The following is a 14,905-nucleotide window of genomic DNA, read 5'->3' as shown; positions in this document are numbered from 1 at the left end:
ATGAAATTTTTGGTGAAGATTTTAAAGCAATGTTTGTAACTAAATTATAAGCTGGAGCCTATGCTTCCATCTACGAGTGTATTTCTATATTTCTTGTAGTATTTTTGTTTATTTTCGCTGGATTGTATATCGTTAGATCAATAAAAGCAAAAAGACGACCCACGCCTCAAAAAAAGGAATGAAAGTCGTCTTTTTCTTACAGCTATTTAAGCAAATCCAGGGCATCGCTCTTCACGACTGCAAGGCACGCTGGACCGCCCATCAAGAGCCGCATATCCATTTGATGTCATATTTTCATAGTTTACGCAATTTGAGCCGGAAACGAAATTTAGCAAATCTTTCCGCTGAATTCCAATAATTCTGCGGACATGGTAAATGTCTGTGTCTCTCCACCACGAATAAACGCTGCGGTACCATTTCGTACAGCCTCGGATAAACCATGAGTCGGATAGCTAGAAAAGGGCTCCAGGCCGATATTATAGTGTCTGCCAAACCAAGGGTAGCCGGTCGTTTGTCCAAACTCCTGCCAGTACCACAAATAAGGCATCGTTTCGGCATCCCACTCTACGCGAATGGCAGCGCCAAGCCTGTCATTTTCTACTTGGTACCATCCTGTTTCTTCAAATCCTTTCAAATAAACGATTTCAGAAGAAGTTCCCATAGGAGGAAGTACGGATAAATCCGTCTTATTGCCAGACATATCCTCAACGTTCGGCCATTCATGGCTGATGCCACGTTTTACCCGTGCGGAGGATTGATCTCCAGAGACGTCCAACTCGTCAGCAATTACTTTGATGTTCTCCGGCAGGCGGATCGTGCACCCGGGTTCTAAAAATGGCTTGCCAAAAGCCAGATGCTGTCCCCACATATAATTTAGAGACACCTCGCTTAAGTTCACGACTTCTTCCTTGATGTCCACTTTTGCAGAGTTAGCGTGTATGGTAATCGTCTTGCTAAGTTTAAAAGGAACTTTCTTTGTTTTGACCGAAAATGTAACGGAAACCATTTCCGGTGTATCCATCCGGGTGGTGTATGTCCAAGGCATATGAGCCACTTCGCCATGCTGGCCAAATTGGGCTCCAAGATAGGAACTGCTGGCACCGCCATTGGGGAAGATCTCCTGCCACCCGCCACTGTAATAGTCGATAAAAGTGGACTGGGAATCCGGGGATGTCGGCAAATACCTGTTCGGGTTATCGACTCCATTTTCTGTCAGCCACATAAAATCCAAATCACGACTTTTCAATAAAAACTCGAAGATTTCTGTACCTTTATCTACCAGGATAGAAAGCCTTATTTTTTCATTTTCCAACACTACTGTCTTCATTCCCATATAGGTATATTGGTCATGAACACGACAACCATAATTTCTTTGTTTACGATAAAAATCCATTAGCCATCATCCTTTCAAGAAGAACGGATACAGCGTCATCCCACCGTCGACAAAGAGCGTAATTCCCGTCACATAGCTCGCTTCCACCGAAGCCAGCCATGCTGCAGCCGATGCGACTTGCTTCGGTTCCCCTACACGGTTCATAGGGATGAGCGAAAGAACATCTTCATTCTGCTTCGGGTCGGATAGAATATGTTCGTTCATTGGCGTAGCAATAGCTCCTGGCGCGATCGTATTGACGCGGATACCGCGGGGCGCATATTCGAGCGCAAGCGTCTCAGTCAACAGCCTTAACCCGCCTTTGCTGGAAGCATAGTGAACATGGAAAGGCTTTGGTATTTTTTGATGCACACTCGACACATTGATGATATTCCCTTGAATGTTGTGCGCAAGCATGTACTTGATGGCCTCACGACAACCCACGAAAGCCCCGGTTAAGTTGGTATCCATCACTTTGTGCCAATCATCCAAACTTAATTCATGGGATGGACTGGTGGTTTGAATGCCCGCATTGTTAACAAGAACATCCAGGCTGCCGAATGTCTCAATGGCGGTCTCGATGAGTTGTTTGATTTCATCTTCTTTGCTGACATCCGCACGGACGGCAATCGCTTCTCCACCGGCCTCCCTCACCTCTTCCACCACTTTACCGGCCATGTCAGAATCGTGATGATAGTTAATGACAACCTTCATCTTCTCTTGCCCGAATCGGACAGCAATACCGCGTCCGATCCCTTTCGATGCGCCGGTAATCACCGCTACTTTTCCTGCCAGGTCCGTAAACATACTATCCCATCCCATCCATTATTCATTATTCACGATTGAAAGCGCGGCTTTCATATACCCTAATGCATAGGCCATTCCCGCATGCCACGGAGCTTTGCACGTCATCTGCGGTGTATGATCCGGAATAAAAACACCGTCAAATTTATTTTTCTTAAATATGCGAAGCGCCTTGATCATATCAATATCGCCCTCATCGACAAACACTTCCTGATAGCTCGGCACTTTGCCAATTACATTGCGAAAGTGAACATATCCGATTGCGTTCTGTTTGCTGTATTGATCGATCGCTTCATAAACGTTTCCTTCTGTCATTTCCTGCAAAGTGCCCATACAGAACTCCAACGCATTGCTATGGCTTGGGACGATGTCAAGCAGCTTTTGGTACAAATGAGGCTGATTGACCAATCGACCGTATCCCCGGATCGTCGACATCGGCGGGTCATCCGGGTGTGCGGCTAATCTGACGCCGGCTTCTTCTGCCACAGGGATGAGCTCCTTAAGGAAATGCTCTAGCCTTTCCCAAAGTTCAGCCGAGGAGATCGGGGGAATGAATCCTTTCGGTGCGTTAAAATCATAGGTCATATTCCAGATTTGCCCGTTCGGAATCGGCGTTTCTTCCGGTCCTTCTTGGAGGTCGAATGTAGCCGTGACTGCTTCCCCACGGGCAACAGCCCGGTTCACATGTCCCCAAACTCCGGCGATGCTGAAATTGTACCCAATAATAGGAATGCCGGCTTTCCCTACGTTGCGGACGATCTGCTTTAAGTGCTCGATCTGAGCCTTTTTAGTTGGGCCATCCATAAGAATATCGTACCAATCGGCGGGACTGAAGTTTTCGATGGCTTCGAATACCAAACCTTCATCATTCATGGACTTCTTTAATCCGACCAGATTTTCATAGGACCATACATCTTCATTCGGTCTCGCTATTCCCATATTGCGGTCTTTGTCCGTAGAAGGCAAGCCTTCGACACCATTGTAATAGTCGACCAAATGAGCAACGATATGGGTACATCCGGCTTGCTTGGCAAAACGGAAATTATCTTTCGTCAATCTGTCGCGATATAATCCAAGACCTAGCTTCATGACAGCATCTCCCTGTATTTTAAAAATGCACTCGTTCTGGCTCCTCTTTTAAACAACCTCTTATAGGATCCCAAAAGTTTTAAAGGCTTCTGTACATAGCATACCGTCCTGTAAGGCCTTTCTTACCAAATTCTCGCCTTCAACCTTCTCCAGCGACTTCTTAATTACTTCCTCCTCGACAGCTTGAGGAACGAAGACAATGCCGTCGATATCCGCAAATACGTAATCGCCAGGGTGAATTCGAACTCCATCGATTTCTATCGGCTGTTGATAGTAAATAAGATCCACTCTCCCCTTCGAATCCGTAGGCACTTGTCCTCTCGCAGCTAAAGGAAATTTCATTTCCATGATTTTGGCCGTATCACGGTTCAGGCCATCAACAATGGCCCCTCTTCCTCCGCGCGCACGGCAAGCCGTAGAGATTAACTCCCCCCAGAAAGCAGCTTCGTCTGGAGCCCCGGTGGAAACGATAAACACTTCACCTTGAGAAACGGCGTCAATGGCTTCCATTTGCAACTTATAAGGTTCTGCTGGAATTGAAAATACTTTTGTAGCCTGAGCGGTAAAAGAGCGGCCGCTGATTTTTAGGCTTGGATCAATCAGGCGGAGTCCTGCGCCGAAGGTTTGATTGCGGTAACCAAGATCATCCAAAATATCACCAATAACCGCTGAATACAATTTTTGCTCCAAGAAATCGAAATCGTATCCTGCGATTGTATTTGCTCTTGTTTTGTCCATGTTCTAATCTCCTTGTATTTTCAATATTGAAATCTATAATGTGAAATTTCAGATTTACTAAAAAATAGAAAGGGAACTGTTTACAAGGCCCCTCCATTTTCTTGCAAGCGAGCAATCATACTGATCTTACTATTCATAATGTGTTCTTCAAGCTTCCCGCAGGCTTCAAGCAAATCGTACCGTTTTAATGCCTGCACAAACGCCATGTGTTCATCGTGACCGGACAATGACCTCTCATAGCTTTGGAAGAAGTAGATCCTTGCTGCATGCAGAAAACTGTTTATTGACCTATATTGTTCCAGCATTCGCTGATTGTCCACTGCTTGAACAATCTCGTTATGGAACCTAACGTCAAGTTCAAGAAAGCTCTCAAATGGAAACGGCTTAACAGATAATGTCCGATTAAACTTTTCAAGGATATCTTCAAGCGCTGCAACAAGTTCTTGTGCTCTCAGTTCTGTCAGATGTGACACACACCACTGCTCGATCATTAAGCGCATTTCAGAAACTTCTTCGATGTCCGAAATCTTTAAGTTCGTAACAAATGTCCCCGACCGCGGCTTTACTTCCATTAAACCCTCTTGAACTAAACGGTTAACGGCATCCTTCAGTGGCGTACGGCTTATGTTCATTTTCTGCGATAGATCATTCAGGTCCAACCTTTGCCCGCCAATAAATTCTCGGTTTAAAATCATTTTTTTAAGCAATTGATACACTTTCTCCGAAAGCTCGGTGTGCTCTAATTCATACACATTCCCTCCCCCTTTCTTATCCAATTCAACTTCCTCCAACTGAAATTTCAGATTTAAGATTAATAGTACACTCTTCACTACACAAATTCAAGTACGCTTGGATATTTTCTATCAATTATTCTGCATACTTATTGTAAAAAAGACGCTCACCCTGAGTGTGAACGCCATTGGACCAAATTGGTTTCAATCGTTATTGGCGACATGGATGCTTAATTAAGCATCAGCAGCACAACGAAAACCTGTATTTCCCGCACAACTATCTACGGAGATCGCAACGAAGAATCTGTTCGTATTGCTCTGCAAGACTCATTAAAGTATTTTCCTCACAACATGGGACCTTACATGATCATCACAATTTCTGAATATCAAACGACTAAAATTGTAGGCACCGTTATTCCAAACATGGAAATCATGAAAACCATCCTTAATCAGAATTTGATAAAAATGATTAAGATGATTCCCCGATTGGTGTATAAGCCCATCTATCGATTTTATATAGCTGCCAATTGCCACTTCGTCTGCATCGCCGGAGGTGGTATATAGTAAATGAAGATTATGGACGCATGATGTGAGACTGGCTCCAAGAGTTTTGCCATCACTCGACGTAGGAGCGTTTGAAAAAGCTCCGACATAATCGAACAAATCTATCATGCCTGGCGTGATCACAGTCTTATCCAACCCGTTGTTCCAGGGACTCTCTGTGCCAGTGATTCGCGTCGAATCATGTCGGTAACCGCCGAGAATCAGATTCAAGGCTTGCATTCCCCCCATCGAAAGCCCGGCGATCGCTCTGCGCGTGCGGTTATATATGATTCCCTCATGTGAAGTGTCTGATATATCTGCGTAGGTTTTGTAGTTTGATTCTATAAATGGAATCAGATCGTATCTCAACTCATAATCGAAGTAATAGAATCCCAGCATATTGGTTCCTTCGGAATTGAAGGAGCTATCCGTCCAGTCGTACGCGCTTCTTCCGTTGGGAAATACGACGATCAGCGGATCGATATCGCCGTTTACAATAAGATTGTCAAATATATTGCAAATGATAAATCGTCCGTCAGCCTTACCGTTACTGCTTAACCATTCATATTGATCCCCACCTACTCCATGAAGCAAATACAATACATTATATCTAACAGTGGTGTCATTTGGGTCATAACCCGCAGGCAAGTAGACGTTGCATTTCTTCAATATGGGATCTCCTGCAACGGTTTCTCTTCCTGCTTCGCTTGTATCTATGCCCCTATCTGTTACAAGCTGTCGAGACAAATGAATATAGTTGCCTACCTTATAGGATACCTCCTGAACCGTACCTTGAGGCATTTCATTAACTGACCTAAGATATTCGGCTGGCACTGACGTCACATTCATGCTTTTCATGGCTCATTATTGTCCCTTCGGATATATTTTTTCAACAACCTTAATTAATTTTCTTTCTCACAAACATCCTCCTCTTTCTTGCAATCGCTTACAATATTATGTAATTTCATTTTACAACTTAGGTAATTGGCTTCACATACTCAAAGTAAAGAATAATCCCCCCTCAATTATGAAGTAGAATGTATTAAAAATTAGTACGATTGCCATGAAAAACCGTCAGGGAACCCTGACGGTCCTTTTGCATGCAAACCCATACATTTTGAGCACGGGGAGCGAGGGATGTGGGGCCTACCGCAAAGTGCCTTTCCCCCCTCTTCTATTCTACAAGATGGCTCCATTATTCGGTTTTCGCCAGGGGTCATCTTTTTTATTGTCCATGGATAACGATTGCTACTTCGATAGAATGAGTTCAAAGCGCCCAAAGTAAGCATTAACCACATTGGCAACTTCGATTTCGATGAGCTATCGTGATTACCAATGTTGTATATTCTGCAACAATTCACATGCCAAAAGGCGATTTTGCTAGTAAAAGTTGTAGTTTGTACAACAATTCGAACCCATTTGTCGCAAAATCTCCTGTTTGGGGCTAAATTGTTGTACATTATGCAACATCGAAGGGATATGAGGTNGTTGTAGTTTGTACAACAATTCGAACCCATTTGTCGCAAAATCTCCTGTTTGGGGCTAAATTGTTGTACATTATGCAACATCGAAGGGATATGAGGTGGATTCTAGGCAGAATTGTTGCACTTTATATAACTTCATTCGATTAAGAATGTGGATTCTACAAAAAATACAGCAATTCTAACCAAAAGTAGCTCTACCTCCTCTAAAAAGGGGGAATTACTGCAAAATAAGGTATCTATGTTCACAAGCATAGTGGATATAAGCTGCTAATCTAGGTTGACGGGGAACTAGGAGCCTCTATTTCGGCGAAAATGCCGATATGGGGCTGGTACACGGAACGTAGCGGCGCTATTTTGGTGTTTTCACAGCTTTTACAGCACGAATACAGGAAATAGCGGCCCATAGTTCCGCGAAAACGGGAAATAAGCGGTTTTGAGCAAAATAAGGTCCTTACGTTCCGCGAGCATAGTGTAGTGCCGGGTAGAACAGATAACTACAATTGATACACCGCAATAAAGCCAGCAGTTACGCGAAGTGTAATAAAACTTATACTTTGCTTATCTACTAAATAAAAAGAAATCGTCCCAAAAGTTCATAAATTGACCTTAGGGACGGCCGCTGGCAAAAGCACCGATCGGTGAACGGTGTGCATTGAATACGAAATTGGAGAGTTCCGGAAAAACCACTTACCCGATTACACGCCAGAATGCTTTTTTAGGCTGAAAATCCCCATCGAACAGAAACGGCCAATTCTTTCGGCCGCGAACAGGGAAGTTGTCCAACCAGGTAAAGTTGTCAGCAGCTCCCCAGAACGTTACCGACGTAATGACATCCCGATATTCCTTAAAAAGCCCGAAGATTTCCTCGTACCGCTGCTGTTGCAGCTCAACCATTTGCTCGGTGGGCGCCGTCAGATCGGTCTGTCTGTCGTCAAATTGGAACATGGAAAGATCCAACTCGGTTATGTGAAGCTCTAGATCGAGGGATGCGTAAAGCTCGATCGCTTGCCGGATTTCATCCAGGGAAGGACCATGGATGTTCCAATGTCCCTGCATGCCGATTCCGTGGATCGGAACCCCCTTCTCCTTCAAGGAACGGACGAGATTATAAATCTTATCCCGCTTGACCGGCTCTGTCTCGTTGTAGTCGTTATAGAACAGAATCGCATTCGGATCGGCTTCATGTGCTGCCTCGAAGGCATGGCTGATATAATCCTCACCGACAATCTCCAGCCATTTGGTACTTCGCATCACCAGTTCCGTCTTGTCTTCGATCGCCTCATTAACCACATCCCACGCATAAACCTTCCCCTTGTAACGACTGGCTACCGTACGGATATGGTCCTGCATCCGTAAGAGAACCAGTTCTCTGCTGGCAGGACCGCCGGAAGGGCTTTCAAACACCCAATCGGAGGTTTGATTATGCCAGACCATCGTATGCCCCCGGACGGCAATCCCGTTCTGCAAAGCAAAATCCATTATTTCATCCGCCGCCTCAAATGTATACTGCTCTTCCTCAGGATGGATCTCCTCGAACTTCATCTGGTTCTCCGCGGTAATGCTGTTATAATGCCGGGCGATGAAATCCCCCTCGGATCGGATGGTCTTCGTGCTAACGGCGGCCCCGATTCTGAATATTCCATTAAAAGCCTCGTGCAAATTCGGTACCTTGTTGTTCATGGATTGGCAAGCCTCCTCATCATATCCTGTTTAAACAGGCGTTCTATGTTATATGATATAGAATCTGAATACACTTACCATTCACAGATTAAAGGTCTCTCCCCCCCATTCTTGAAAAGCATTAAAAATTGGATGCATTGTTTCCAGTTACACTCATATTAGAAAAACGGCTTTCGCGGTCTTCGGGTGAGAGTTTTTATAAATGTTGATGCAAAGTAAGCTACAACACGCGAGACGCATATGCTTTTGCTTTTGCTTGTCCGTGTGTTGTTGCACTTTTTGCAACATTTGGCAAGTTAATCCGCTATTTTCACGCGATTGTTGCAAAAAATACAAAAAATACAACAATTCTGATCCAAAGTGGTCCATTAGAGTGAGCTAAGGCTAAATTGTTGTACAACATACAACATCCTGAGCTTTTCAAGAAAAAATCAAAGAAATTGTTGCACGTTAGACAACTTGTAAATCTAATTTCCTTATTTCTCTCAAAAATCAAAACCAGATGACAAAAATCAAAATAGAGAAAAATCAAACACAGAAAACCAAACACAGAAAAACCAAACACATAAAAACCAAACACATAAAACCTAAGTCACTAACGAAGCATCATGTCACTATCCTTATTTCACTCAGCATTAGCAAAATCCATAGCTATCCATGCAAAATAAGGAGTAAGCTCGAGTCCCCCCCTGACCAAATAAATTAACTTTCTTAAATAAAATATTTTGCAAACATTGTTTGTTTTTATTAAAATCTACAGGCTAAAAAATAGCAGCATGCTTCGGAAATGAATTTTTCGGAGCATGCGGCATGTACTTCATGACCTGATAAACGGATAATTTACTTAAAGTTAAGCAAAATTACAATAGGATTTTTTGAAAGAAGCACTACCTTGTGCGCTAGCAACTGGTGACGACAGATCTGACGACCTTGCGCACAATTTTTGTGCGCTAGCGCCCGGTGGCGGCGGATCCGACGACCTTGCGCACAATTTTTGTGCGCTAGCGTCCGGTCGCTACGGATCCGACGACCTTGCGCACAATTTTTGTGCGCTAGCGTCCGGTGGCAACGGATCTGACGACCTTGCGCACAATTTTTGTGCGCTAGCGTCCGGTCGCTACGGATCCGACGACCTTGCGCACAATTTTTGTGCGCTAGCATCCGGTCGCGACGGATCCGACGACCTTGCGCACAATTTTTGTGCGCTAGCGTTCGGTGGCGACAGATCTGACGACCTTGCGCACAATTTTTGTGCGCTCCAAGGATAAACGACTCCGTCGTCCTTCTAGGACGACCGCGCTGCCCTGAAAATTAAAAATTTTCATTCATCAGTGGTGCCGTAACGCGGCATGGAAGTCTTATCTACGCAAATAGACGTGTATCTCTTAGAAAAGAAATACACATCGAGAGCCTCTCCTTTATGATTAGCTTCCTGAATGCGGTTACAATTCACAGACTGTAGGATTCACTCCCAGTTCCTTTAGGCTTTGCTTAATTGTCTATACGCGGCGGGCTTATCGGACACACGTTTTTCAAACTCTTTGAGGAAATGATGATAGTTAACATATCCGATCTGCTCCGCGATCACGCGAATCGTTTCATCCGATTCACACAGCATTCGCTTCGCCTCATGAATGCGCAGGTCATGAATATACTCAATCATGCCTACGCCGCACCTCTTCATGAACGCTTGGCCTAAGTAAACCGGGTTCATAAAGAACCGTTCTCCGATATCTTTAATCGTTAGCGTTTCCCGATAATGTTCTTGGATATAACGCTCAATAACCCGAAGGGGATGGCCCGAGAATTTGTCTTTATGCTGCTTCAACTGGCTCAAATACTGCTGCATATATACCTGCAGGGATTCCTCCACTTCTTTTAAGGAACGATGCTCCCTTCTCAAAAAATCGCGAACACGAGGCAGTGCCTCTGAATCGATGCCCATCTCCCGCATGACGGCAGCGCTCTTCAGAACAATGCGGATGACCAACAAATGGACGACTTCCCGAGCCATTTTGTTAGCAGACAGCATCACAAACATTTGTTTAATCAGCTCCCCAACCCGTTTCTCCTGGAGCGCCTCGATCGCAATGTGAATGTCGTCTACGATAGAAACCGCATTGAGATCATAGCTAATTTGCCTGTGATGAATCGTTTCGTAATCGAGTGGACCACCTGATACATGAAAGAAATGATGCACTGATGCCTCTAGAGCACCTGCATACGAATCTGCAATATGACGGAGGGAGTCAACCCGTGGTCCTATCGAAAGACAGCATTCGAAACCCCGCTGACGAAGATCTTCATATACATGTTGAGCCCACTCCTTGATATCAGGGACAGACGGCACCACAAGTCCGTCCTGACTCCCAAATAAATCAATGGGATAGACTTTCTGCGACTGTAAGTACCTCGCATCCAGTTCCTGCTCTGTGTCGCTCAGCCATTCGAAATGGATATACCTCCAGCCCTGATCTCCTAGTACCAAAGGATCCAGAATCTCTCCTACGTTCTCGTCCGTTGCCGAAATTTCTCCCCGAAGTATCTGAGCAAGCATAGTCGGTACAAGACGATTAGCAACAAGGTCATTTCGTACCTTTTGCTGTTCTCGGTGCTGCAGCTCCTGAATAACAAGTTGAATGATAGCATCCCATTCCCTATCCAAAGCCGGTTTAAGCAAATAATGCTTAACCCCGTACCTCAGGGCAGATCGAGCGTACTCGAAATCGTTGTAGCCGCTTAAAATAATGAATACCGGATCACTGCCTGCCTTTTGCACCCTTTCAATCAATTCTAAACCGTCAATCACCGGCATCCGAATATCTGTTACCACGAGATCGGGCTTGCAGGCTTCAATACAGGCCAATGCTTCTTCGCCATTCTCGCACATTCCCACAATTTCAAAGCCAAGCTCTTCCCATTCCATCATGAGCCTTATCCCTTCCAAGGCGAAAGGCTCGTCATCAGCAAAAATAACTTTATACATGTCCAATAGCCTCCTCCTGGTTCTTGATGAGACTCAAAGGGATTTGAATCGTAACGCTTGTCTTTTCGAAGGGGATACTTTCAATATGGAAGAGAGAACGTTCTGCGTAAAACAGATTTAAGCGGCGGTACACATTGCGAAGTCCGATGTTCTTGCCGTTATCTTCTCCCTTAAATAGACTCTGAACAATCTCATCCAGCTTCGCACTGTTCATACCGATTCCGTTATCTTCAACCTTCATGAGCAAGTTCATTCCTGCTCGCTCTACAGATATTCGAATCCTGCGGTTCCCTTTAACCGATTGAAGACCATGCTTGCAAGAGTTCTCTACGAGCGATTGAATACTCATCTTTGGGATCCGATACGCGAGAACAGATTCGTCAATGGACAATTCATAGTGAAATCGATCTTGGAATCGGAATTTCTCGATCTGGAGGTACATTTCCGTAAAGCTTAACTCTTCTTCTACGGTTACCAAGTCCTCTTTCCAGCTTAGCAGCCTTCTCAGAATTTGGGACAAATTTTGTATGATTTCCGTCACATGCTCATAGCGATATTTCTTACAGACTACGAGAATCGCGTTTAACGTATTGAACAGGAAATGAGGATCTACCTGACTTTGCAAATAATTCAGCTCTGCCTGCACGCGTTCGAGTTCCAAATCTTTTTTTTGAATTTCGAGCTTGTACACGTCATTGATTAAATTGCGTATTTTCCCTGTCATCAGATTAAAGCTGCGAAGAAGATTGCCGATCTCATCTTTCCCTTCATACATCGTGATGGGTTCAAACCTCTCGTTCTTCACCAATTGCATATGTTTGGAGAGCTTTCTGACCCGGAAATTAAAGGAATGCATAATGATATAAATCAATATCGTCGGAATAATCGTAGAGATGAGAGTCAGCCATGTAAAAAAATGGATAATCCCTTTCCTCTCCTCCTCCATTCGACTTCCCTCCGGAATCCCGATTAGGCGCCAATTAAGCATATAACTGGCCGTACCGAGAGGACTGACGAAGCTCTTCCAAGGTAATCCTGCCAACTGATTATCCTTAGAGACAGGCAGGTTCAGCAGCAAAGGGTCAAAACCTTTAAACGTACCTGCTGATTCCAGAACAAGCCGATTTTCCTCATCCACGAGCTTGATTAGCAAGTAATTGCGTTCTTTATCAAATAGCTCCAGCAGCTTATCCATCCGAATATCTATGCGCAAATATTTGGGAAACTTCATGAGGTCAGGGAAATTGTCCAGCTTCCGAATGATGCTGACATACACCATTTTCTCCCCGGGATTCATGGGATTCGTATCCAAATTCGAGGTCACTGTCACCTTATCTTTGTTTACATTCATCTTTTGGTACCATTCGCTCTGTAAATCATTGGGCTTAAGCATAAAGTAACTTCCACCATTGGATAGTGTTGGGTTAGAGGTATACACGCTAATCCGAGATATGTAGGGATAAATATTCGGATACTGTCCCAATTTATCTCTGAGGTAGCTATCGTATTCTTCGTAATAGGCGACATTATCCGAGTACGAATATTCAAGCATTTCATTAAAGACACGGTCAGCGGATACGGCGTTGCCAATCACGACACTTTCGTTCACCATTTGCATGATTTCACTTCCGACCCGATTCAGGGAAATTCGCAAGTTGTCCATCTCTCTACGTTCCGTGTTTTTACTATCCTGCATGTAAAATAAACCGTTTATACACAAAATGGGAAGCAGCACACACATCAAGTAAATGATCAGAAACTTGAATTTCAGCGGAATATCATTAACTATACTTAACAGCTTCCATCTCCGGCTCATATGCGATCTCCTTGTCAGTTGTAGGTCAGCCCTTTTTGTAGGCAGAGGGTAACAGGCCGGTAAGTGCCTTGAACTTGGTTACGAATTGTTCGGAATCTGAGTAGCCGACACGATCGGCGACATCGGATATTTTCAGTTCTTCACGACGAAGTAATTTTTTGGCCTCGTCAATTCGTACGACATGTAAATATTCATTGAAGGTGAGGCCAACTTGTTTCTTGAATCTCTGGCCAAAGTAGGCCGAATTCAGCCGAAAATGCTCTGCAACATGCTGCAGCTGCAGCTTTTCCCTATAGTGCGATTTGACATAGTCTCCCGCTGCGGATACGACTTCATCTTGCCCTATGCCTTTCTTCTGGCCAATCCACTCTGCAGCTTGCAGGAATTCCCGCATGACCTTGCGTTCCAAGAGGCCAAGATCCGTTGGCACGTATGAAGCAAACCAATTCGGGGCCCACACATGCTCACCTCCGTATTGGGTAACAACCTTAAGAATTTCAAGCTTAATGTTGCCTAAATAAGCACTCACCCAAGATCCGGAGACGGACTGCTTCGAAAGAGCGATGAATAAGTCGTGCACGTGGGCTCGCACCGTTTCTGGACACCCACTCCCGACGGCAGCTAGGATGGATTCCGTCATTCCAACAAAGGCAGGCAGCGTCTCCGCTGACCACTCTCCTTGATAGATGTAAATCCCTTCAGTTCCAGAAGGGAACTTGCACATTTCGGCCAAAAGTCCCTCACGGAATGCTTCTTTTAACGCATGCGGTCCCTTGTGTTCGCCGCTTACCGAAAACGAGAGCGCACTGCCCCAGTTATTTCGGATACTGGCAATTAACTCTGTAATCATTGCGGGAGAAAGATCGTGCTCCTCTGGCCCCGAGACCAGCAAGAATCCATGTCGTTCTTTGCCTACGCCAAATGGAAGCAAAGTCGCTTGAGGAAGCCTGATCCTATCCACAATAACCTGTATCAGGTCCGATTGGATATGAGCCTGAACGTCAGGTTCAAGTAAGATGCAGCGGAAGCTGGAACATTCATGAAGATCCAACAAAGCGTTCGCCTGCTCAATCCATTTCTGCCTGATTTCTCCCTGCAATAACCTTGAAATCGTTTCCAATCGTAAGCGTTCCAAGGCAGCGCTTTCGTACTGGCTGTGAACTTCACGCTCCCGGATCGTATTCGCGACCGCTTCCACCGCAGCTACAAGCTCCGCTTCAATCAAAGGCTTCGTCAAATAATTAGCCACACCATGTCGCATAGCTCTTTTGGCATATTCGAAATCTGCGTATCCGCTCAAAATAATAAATTTCATTTCAGGATATAGGCAGGAAGCTTGTTCAATCAATTCCAAACCATCTATGACAGGCATTCGAACATCCGTTAGCACCAAATGAGGCAGGGTCGACGCCATCATGGCTAATGCGTCTTCGCCATCCGACGCTTCCCCGCATATTTCAAAGCCTAGCTTATTCCAATCAATCATTGACCGCAATCCCTCTAGCATGTAGGGCTCGTCATCAGCAAACATGACCCTTAACATGGGAAACACCACCCTTCAGGGAGTACATATAGCTATTATACAGGAAAGGATTGATTTGAATAAAGCAAAAACCGTCCCAGCTCCGAGCTGAAACGGAAAATGATTATCATCATGGTTTA

Annotated in this window: 10 protein-coding genes; all 10 read right to left on the bottom strand. The window is 44.7% G+C overall.

Annotated elements, in window-relative coordinates:
- Positions 1–328: 328 nt before the first annotated feature.
- Entirely contained in the window at positions 329–1,393 is a 1,065-nt protein-coding gene (locus ASG93_RS05925) for an aldose 1-epimerase (RefSeq protein ID WP_056829805.1), read from the bottom strand.
- A 6-nt stretch (positions 1,394–1,399) separates the two neighbouring features.
- Positions 1,400–2,179, bottom strand: a complete 780-nt coding sequence (locus ASG93_RS05920; RefSeq protein WP_056829803.1) for a glucose 1-dehydrogenase — start codon at positions 2,177–2,179, stop codon at positions 1,400–1,402.
- Positions 2,180–2,197: 18 nt separating this feature from the next.
- A complete protein-coding gene (locus ASG93_RS05915; protein WP_056829801.1) occupies positions 2,198–3,265 on the bottom strand; it encodes a mannonate dehydratase in 1,068 nt (355 codons plus the stop codon).
- Between the two features lie 60 nt (positions 3,266–3,325).
- Entirely contained in the window at positions 3,326–4,003 is a 678-nt protein-coding gene (locus ASG93_RS05910) for an RraA family protein (RefSeq protein WP_056829800.1), read from the bottom strand.
- Between the two features lie 80 nt (positions 4,004–4,083).
- Positions 4,084–4,779, bottom strand: coding sequence for a GntR family transcriptional regulator (locus tag ASG93_RS05905; protein ID WP_056829798.1), 696 nt, complete (start codon positions 4,777–4,779; stop codon positions 4,084–4,086).
- 285 nt (positions 4,780–5,064) lie between these two features.
- The gene (locus ASG93_RS05900) at positions 5,065–6,135 is read right to left on the bottom strand and encodes an alpha/beta hydrolase (RefSeq protein WP_056829796.1); all 1,071 of its coding nucleotides are present in this window, start codon (positions 6,133–6,135) and stop codon (positions 5,065–5,067) included.
- 1,313 nt (positions 6,136–7,448) lie between these two features.
- Entirely contained in the window at positions 7,449–8,441 is a 993-nt protein-coding gene (locus ASG93_RS05895) for an endo-1,4-beta-xylanase (protein ID WP_056829794.1), read from the bottom strand.
- A 1,480-nt stretch (positions 8,442–9,921) separates the two neighbouring features.
- The gene (locus ASG93_RS05885; protein ID WP_056829790.1) at positions 9,922–11,427 is read right to left on the bottom strand and encodes a response regulator; all 1,506 of its coding nucleotides are present in this window, start codon (positions 11,425–11,427) and stop codon (positions 9,922–9,924) included.
- Complete coding sequence (locus ASG93_RS05880) at positions 11,420–13,243, bottom strand: sensor histidine kinase (RefSeq protein WP_056829788.1); 1,824 nt, start codon at positions 13,241–13,243, stop codon at positions 11,420–11,422. Before ASG93_RS05880 ends, ASG93_RS05885 begins: the two co-directional genes overlap by 8 nt.
- Positions 13,244–13,268: 25 nt before the next feature.
- Positions 13,269–14,786: a response regulator transcription factor gene (locus tag ASG93_RS05875; protein WP_056829786.1), complete on the bottom strand. Its 1,518-nt coding sequence runs from the start codon at positions 14,784–14,786 to the stop codon at positions 13,269–13,271.
- Positions 14,787–14,905 lie beyond the last annotated feature (119 nt).

The organism is Paenibacillus sp. Soil787, from assembly GCF_001429545.1.
In the GTDB taxonomy this organism is placed as follows: Bacteria; Bacillota; Bacilli; order Paenibacillales; family NBRC-103111; genus Paenibacillus_E.
The sequence above is the reverse complement of the archived record's forward strand: the minus strand, read 5'-3'. Positions and strand labels throughout refer to the sequence as shown.

Coding starts and splice junctions, on each gene's coding strand:
- ASG93_RS05910 (WP_056829800.1), bottom strand. CDS start 4,003: ATGGACAAAACAAGAGCAAATACAATCGCAGGATACGATTTCGATTTC.
- ASG93_RS05885 (WP_056829790.1), bottom strand. CDS start 11,427: ATGTATAAAGTTATTTTTGCTGATGACGAGCCTTTCGCCTTGGAAGGG.
- ASG93_RS05925 (WP_056829805.1), bottom strand. CDS start 1,393: ATGGATTTTTATCGTAAACAAAGAAATTATGGTTGTCGTGTTCATGAC.
- ASG93_RS05880 (WP_056829788.1), bottom strand. CDS start 13,243: ATGAGCCGGAGATGGAAGCTGTTAAGTATAGTTAATGATATTCCGCTG.
- ASG93_RS05915 (WP_056829801.1), bottom strand. CDS start 3,265: ATGAAGCTAGGTCTTGGATTATATCGCGACAGATTGACGAAAGATAAT.
- ASG93_RS05875 (WP_056829786.1), bottom strand. CDS start 14,786: ATGTTAAGGGTCATGTTTGCTGATGACGAGCCCTACATGCTAGAGGGA.
- ASG93_RS05900 (WP_056829796.1), bottom strand. CDS start 6,135: ATGAAAAGCATGAATGTGACGTCAGTGCCAGCCGAATATCTTAGGTCA.
- ASG93_RS05895 (WP_056829794.1), bottom strand. CDS start 8,441: ATGAACAACAAGGTACCGAATTTGCACGAGGCTTTTAATGGAATATTC.
- ASG93_RS05920 (WP_056829803.1), bottom strand. CDS start 2,179: ATGTTTACGGACCTGGCAGGAAAAGTAGCGGTGATTACCGGCGCATCG.